The organism is Enterococcus sp. DIV0682 (assembly GCF_051712685.1).
Classification (GTDB): domain Bacteria; phylum Bacillota; class Bacilli; order Lactobacillales; family Enterococcaceae; genus Enterococcus; species Enterococcus faecalis.
The window spans coordinates 2,368,955-2,375,000 of sequence record NZ_JBIOPK010000001.1; the positions used below are offsets into that span (position 1 = coordinate 2,368,955).

General features: G+C 37.1%; 8 protein-coding genes (1 of these 8 only partly in view). All 8 read right to left on the reverse strand.

Annotated features, from left to right (window positions below; genetic code table 11):
* Positions 1-16: 16 nt before the first annotated feature.
* Complete coding sequence (fabK, locus tag IGK96_RS11495) at positions 17-973, reverse strand: enoyl-[acyl-carrier-protein] reductase FabK (protein WP_002356279.1); 957 nt, start codon at positions 971-973, stop codon at positions 17-19.
* 136 nt (positions 974-1,109) lie between these two features.
* On the reverse strand, positions 1,110-1,337 hold the full coding sequence (locus IGK96_RS11500; protein ID WP_002356278.1) for an acyl carrier protein: 228 nt from the start codon (positions 1,335-1,337) through the stop codon (positions 1,110-1,112).
* Between the two features lie 52 nt (positions 1,338-1,389).
* Positions 1,390-2,355 (reverse strand): beta-ketoacyl-ACP synthase III, encoded by a 966-nt coding sequence (locus IGK96_RS11505; protein WP_002388469.1) that lies wholly within the window; start codon positions 2,353-2,355, stop codon positions 1,390-1,392.
* Between the two features lie 15 nt (positions 2,356-2,370).
* The gene (gene fabT, locus IGK96_RS11510; protein WP_002362455.1) at positions 2,371-2,811 is read right to left on the reverse strand and encodes a fatty acid biosynthesis transcriptional regulator FabT; all 441 of its coding nucleotides are present in this window, start codon (positions 2,809-2,811) and stop codon (positions 2,371-2,373) included.
* Positions 2,812-3,200: 389 nt separating this feature from the next.
* A complete protein-coding gene (locus IGK96_RS11515) occupies positions 3,201-3,431 on the reverse strand; it encodes a YkuJ family protein (RefSeq protein ID WP_002379802.1) in 231 nt (76 codons plus the stop codon).
* A 100-nt stretch (positions 3,432-3,531) separates the two neighbouring features.
* Positions 3,532-4,422 carry an NAD(P)-dependent oxidoreductase gene (locus IGK96_RS11520; RefSeq protein ID WP_002359377.1) on the reverse strand — a complete coding sequence of 297 codons (891 nt, stop codon included), beginning with the start codon at positions 4,420-4,422 and terminating at the stop codon, positions 3,532-3,534.
* A 72-nt stretch (positions 4,423-4,494) separates the two neighbouring features.
* Positions 4,495-5,718: a cell wall glycolipid biosynthesis glucosyltransferase BgsB gene (gene bgsB / locus IGK96_RS11525; protein WP_010707124.1), complete on the reverse strand. Its 1,224-nt coding sequence runs from the start codon at positions 5,716-5,718 to the stop codon at positions 4,495-4,497.
* Positions 5,719-5,764: 46 nt separating this feature from the next.
* A protein-coding gene (bgsA, locus tag IGK96_RS11530) for a cell wall glycolipid biosynthesis glucosyltransferase BgsA (protein ID WP_010707123.1) crosses the window boundary here: on the reverse strand, positions 5,765-6,046 show its 3' end. 723 nt of this gene lie beyond the right edge of the window; 282 of the gene's 1,005 nt are visible here — the last part of the coding sequence; its start codon lies off the right edge, out of view; it ends in the stop codon at positions 5,765-5,767.

Below are 6,046 nucleotides of genomic sequence, written 5' to 3' on the forward strand. Positions count from 1 at the left end.
TGTTAAAATTATTCACTTAGCCCCAACGCTGATTCATCTTATGTACAATCGCTTTGCATTCAGACATGAGTGAATCAATGATTTCTTGGGCTGTTTCTTCTTTTTTTATTAACCCGGCAATTTGTCCCGCCATGACGGAACCGTAATCCATATCCCCGTCAACGACAGCTTTGCGCAAAGCGCCTTGACCAATCTTTTCAAACATTTCTAAATCAGGTACTTCTTTTTGAAGTTCTTGCTTTTCTAATTGATTATATTGAGCGGTTAATTTATTTTTTAAAGTACGCACTGGATGGCCAAAATGTTGACAGGTAATTACTGCATCTAAATCACGTGCCTTTAAAACTTTCTGTTTATAATCTGGATGAACGTTGCATTCTTTGGCAATTAAAAAACGTGTGCCTAACTGGACTGCTTCAGCACCTAACATAAAGGCCGCAGCCATACCACGACCATCACCAATCCCACCTGCTGCAATCACAGGAATTGACACAGCGTCAACGATTTGCGGTAAGCCACTCATAGTGGTTAACTTGCCAATATGTCCACCAGCTTCCATTCCTTCAAAAATGACAGCATCGGCACCAATTTTTTCCATTCTTTTTGCTAAAGCAACTGAAGGAACTACTGGAATTACTTTAATGTTATGTTCTTTAAAACGAGCCATGTATTTGGCTGGATTGCCTGCACCTGTCGTTACGACAGGAACCTGTTCTTCACAAACCAAATCGACAATTTCATCGGCAAAAGGTGAAAGTAACATAATATTGACACCAAAGGGTTGCTCCGTTAATTCTTTAACTTTTTTAATTTCTTTTTTTACGACTTCTTTTGGGGCATTGCCGCCAGCAATAATCCCTAATCCACCAGCGTTTGACACAGCACTTGCTAATGAAGCATCGGCTACCCAAGCCATACCGCCTTGAAAAATGGGATAATTGATTCCAAGCAACTCACATAACTGTTGATTCATTGATTTTATACGTCCTTTAGTTCTAAGATAAGTACACTTCATTCAAGTAAAAAAGGATTTTTCCGGCTTATTTACTTGTTTTTTTAGGGACTGGGTCATTTAGCAATTAAATGTCCCAGCCCCCTATTTTCATGTATTAGTTTGCTTGTTGTTTTTCTACATATGTTACTAAATCTTGAACGGTTTGGATGCCATCTTCTGTTTCGATTTTCACATCAAATTCATCTTCGATTTCGTTAATGATTTGGAATAAATCTAAGCTATCCGCGTCTAATTCTTCTTGAATGTTTGTAGTTAATTGTACCTCTTCAGCATCTTTTCCTAATTCTTCTACGATAATTGCTTGAATTTTTTCAAATACCATGTGTATATTCCTCCAAAATAGTCATTTTCTTCATTTATATGTGAACAGTTTTTTACAGCGTTAGGAGCAGTGAGCCCCATGTTAAGCCGCCGCCAAATCCTGTTAGCACCACGCGTTGTTGGGAACCTAAAATTAAGGTCCCATTTTCAACTGCTTCATCCAACAAGATGGGAATGCTAGCAGCTGAGGTATTGCCATATTTATCCATATTCGTTAAAAACTTCTCGCGGGAAATCTTCGTCTTACGTGCAATTTTATCGATAATGCGCACATTTGCTTGATGTAGTAGAAGATAATCCACGGTTTCGTCCGTCACGAGTGATAAAATATTTTGTGAAACATCTTTAATCGCAAAATCAAAAATACTACGTCCTTCCATCTGTAGCGTCTTACTAGCCTGCTCATGCCCCTGATAAAAAGGACTTTCGTTGATCGTGTAGCCTGACGTTAAAGCCGTCCACCGTTGTCCATCTGCTTGTAATTTTTCATTTAGAAAATGCGGTGTCTCAGCCGCTTCAATCAAGACGCCGGCAGCCCCATCACCGAAAAGCACCGCTGTGGAGCGATCGGTCCAATCCAACATTTTGGAAAATGTTTCGCCACCAATTACTAGACCTGTTTGATAACGACCACTTAAGACTAGTTTTTCTGCCATGCTTAAGGCATAGACAAAACCAGAACACGCTGCACTGATGTCAAAAGCAAAAGCCTCAGTAGCGCCAATTGCGCCTTGCACTTGGCAAGCAACAGAAGGCATATTGAAATCTGGTGTCACTGTTGCAACTAAAATAAAGTCAATCTCACTTGCTTGCTTTCCAGATTTTTCCAATAACTGTTTTGCGACTTGATGACATAAATCAGACGTATTTTCTTGCGTAACGATGCGACGTTCACTAATGCCTGTTCGCGAATGTATCCATTCATCAGAGGTATCCATCATTTCACTCAGTTGGTGATTCGTGACACAATTCTCTGGAACATAACGGCTTGTACAACTAATTCGTGCATAATTCTTCATGGGGATCCTCACTTTTTATTTGTATTCTTGCAAGAAATCATGAAGATTTTTTAGTGCTCTTAACAGCGCTTGTTCTTCTTCTTGCTCCATGCCTTTCAAAATGTTTTTAACCATTTCACGATGAAAATGCTGATGGACTCTAAAAAGTAATTTTCCTTTTTTAGTTAAGCCAAGCTTTACTACACGTCGATCATCTTCACTACGCAAACGTTCAACATAGCCTTTTTTAACTAAGTTGTTAATCGCTACAGTAAGTGTTCCGACGGTAATTGACAGTTCCTTGGCTACTTCTGAAGACGTTTTTTTCTTGTACATACCAATTGCTTCGATTGTGTGCATCTCCGTAATGGATAAATCATTAAATTGTGATTTTTTCAATTCAGATTCTTCAATCGTTAAGATGTCATTAAAGACACTGACTAAGTAATCGTTGACTGTTTCTAAATTAGGTTCCATTCTGTGCACCATCCATATACTTTGATTATCAAAACATTTGATGTTCAAACTATATCGTAAATAAGCAAAGAATGCAAGAGAATTTTCTATATTTTTAATGAAATATTCTTCAAATATTTCAAAAAAGGCGCATTTTCAAGGGACGAGGCTTTTAAAAAAAGGATCAATTACTTTGATACCCAAACTATTTTCACAGAAAAAGGAAAGAAGTGCAACTAAAAAGCATCACTGGCACTCCCCTGATTGAGAAGTGCCAGTGATTTTTGTTATATAATTCTTAAACTCCCACTAAGCTATTGCTACAACTTGACTGGATAATACGAGAAGAGAGTGAACCAGAAGCTTTGGTGCTTCTACTCCACTCCCTTATTAAAATGTAGGACGATTAATTATTGAATTAAGTCGTAAATTTCCATTGCTACAATATCGATGTTATCGAATTGATAGCTTTGGTGCGTATCAGATTCTGTTAATTCAAATGTTTCTGTTGATTTATCAAAACTTACAATACATTTCTCTACGCCTTCACGTTCAAAGCGGCGTACTTGTACTTCATTATCTGCTGCTTCGATCATTGCTTCCAGTCTCTTAATAATCGCCACAAGTTGTGAATGTTTCATCAGTGGGCCTCCTTTTGCAAACTAGTTCTGTACCATTGTAACAAAACATTGCCTAACTTGCATGATTTTTCGTCATTTTTTTTGATTTTTTTGTTGTTCTTTAATTTTTATTCGTTGGTTGCTTGCCATCTGTCCACCAAAGCTTAATTAAGGCCTGTGTGCCATCATTTTCAAACCCTTTATCTGCAAGGCTTTCATATAATTCTGTCGCTTTTTGCGTCGCTGGCAATGGAAGGTCAAGTTTTTTTGCTTCATCTAACGCAATCTTTAAATCTTTGATAAAATGTTTAACAAAAAAGCCTGGCGTATAATCTTCTTTTAAAATGCGCGGACCATAATTACTTAATGACCAGTTCGCAGCACTACCACCACCGACTGTTTCCAGAACTTTTTCTAAAGTTAATCCTGTCGCATTTGCATAAACGAGCATTTCAGTCAAACCGGTCATTGTGCCTGCAATCATTAACTGATTCGCCATCTTAGTGTGTTGCCCTTTTCCAGCTGAGCCGTGTAGCATAAACGTTTTACCAAATGTTTTGAAAATTGGCAAGACGGTCTCATAACTTTCTTGATCGCCACCAACCATAATTGTTAAAGTACCATTTTTAGCACCTAAGTCACCACCAGAAACTGGCGCATCCAACGCATGAGCACCCACTTCTGCTGCTTTTTTGGCAATCTTTTCAGCCAAGGTCGGCGTACTTGTGGTTAAATCTACTACTATTTTACCTGTAAGATCTGCTTGAAAAATCCCTGTTTCATTAAAATACACGCCTTCAACATCTGAAGGAAAGCCAACCATTGTAAAAATGATATCGCTGGCTTCTGCAATTGCTTTTGGTGTATCATACCAAACTGCTCCTTCAGCAACTAAATCATCTGTTTTACTTTTTGTTCGATTGTAAACATTGACAGATAAATTGTTTTTCATCATGTTACGAATAATTGATTTCCCCATGACACCCGTTCCAATAAAGCCGATTTTAGACATAGTAGCTTCCTCCGTTCTTAAAATAAAAAACTTTCCTCCTTCAGTATAAACGAAGGAGGAAAGTTTTGCAGTTTATTTTCTTAAAGATGTAAATTTTACTTTAATTTTTTTTATTGAGTCCGCATTTTCTTTTTCCATTTGAAGTTGATCAAAGTAAATCAATGTATCTTGATAAAATTCAATCATTTTGTTGCCAAAGTTTGTAGAAGAAATTTCAAATAATTTTTCATCTAAAATAGTTTGGTCCATTTTAATATTTGCTTGTATATAGTCAATCAATGTTGGGGCAAAATCACTGTCTGTCTTAAAAGTTTTGCCTAAGCTTTCATGATCAAATAAATTATTTAAATAGGCGTTCCCTTCTGCAACACATTGAACGCCAGCAGCCATCGCTTCTGTATAAGTTAAGCCTTGTGTTTCCGACGTTGAGGCGCTGACAAAATAGTCAGCAGCTTTATAATAAATAGCGACTTCTTCATTTGGCACTTCACCCGTAAATTGAACGTATTCACTAACTTCTAGTTCTTCTGCTAATTCTTTTAAATTCTCTAGATAGGGACCATTTCCAACTATTACTAAACGAGTTTGTGGTAATTTTTCAATAATTTGTGGTAATCCTTGAATAATTGCTTGAATATTTTTTTCATAAGAAATTCGACTTAACGATAACAACATAATCTGTTGCTCTTCAATACCTAATTGTTGACGCATTCCAGCGATCATTTCTTCAGTAATATCGGGACGTAAAAACTTATCAATTTCGATCCCTGTTGGAATAATTCTCATTGGTGCGGTCACTCCATAATCCCGTAATTTTTCAATTACACGTTCACTGGGACAAACAACACCTGTCGTATGATTTGTAAACACTCTTGAAAAGAATTTAACATGTGATGGACGGACAACTTTTCCTTTAGCAATATAATGTAAGTAATCTTCATACATCGTATGATACGTATGGATGACAGGAATTTTCATTTTTTTCCCAACCATTTTCCCTAAAATACCCGCACCAAATTCAGTATGTGTATGAATTAAATCTAATTCCAATTCTTTGGCAATTAAATAGGCGTACCACATGCCGCGAACCACTACTCGGCGATCTTTAAAAGACACGAATGGCACACTAGGCATCCGTATGACATCTTCTTCAAAATCAGTCGCGTTAGGATCGGTTGTCGTAAAAATATACACTTCATGGCCGTGCTTTTCTAATTCATCTTTTAAGGTCTTAATAGAAGTCGCTACCCCACTCACTTGCGGGAAATACGTATCAGTAAAAAAACCAATTTTCACTCTCATTACCTCCATTTCATCTAACAATAACTGCCTTCAAAATTTGTTAAGATAAGACTGTTTCGTAGACTTCTTTTAACTCGTAACCAATTTGCTTGATACTTCTTTGCTCTGCTACTTGATAGCCTGCTTCTCTAGTGCTAGGTATTTCCCCTTCTAATAAGCCTTCAATATATTTTTTAAATTCTTCAATAGAATGACCCATATAACAATTTTCATTAGCTACTAGCCAGCCTTGATAAACTGGAATATCACGCACTAAAACTTGTTGCTGACTAGCTAATGCTTCTAAAACAACAATTCCTTCCGTTTCTTCACGCGAAGGGAA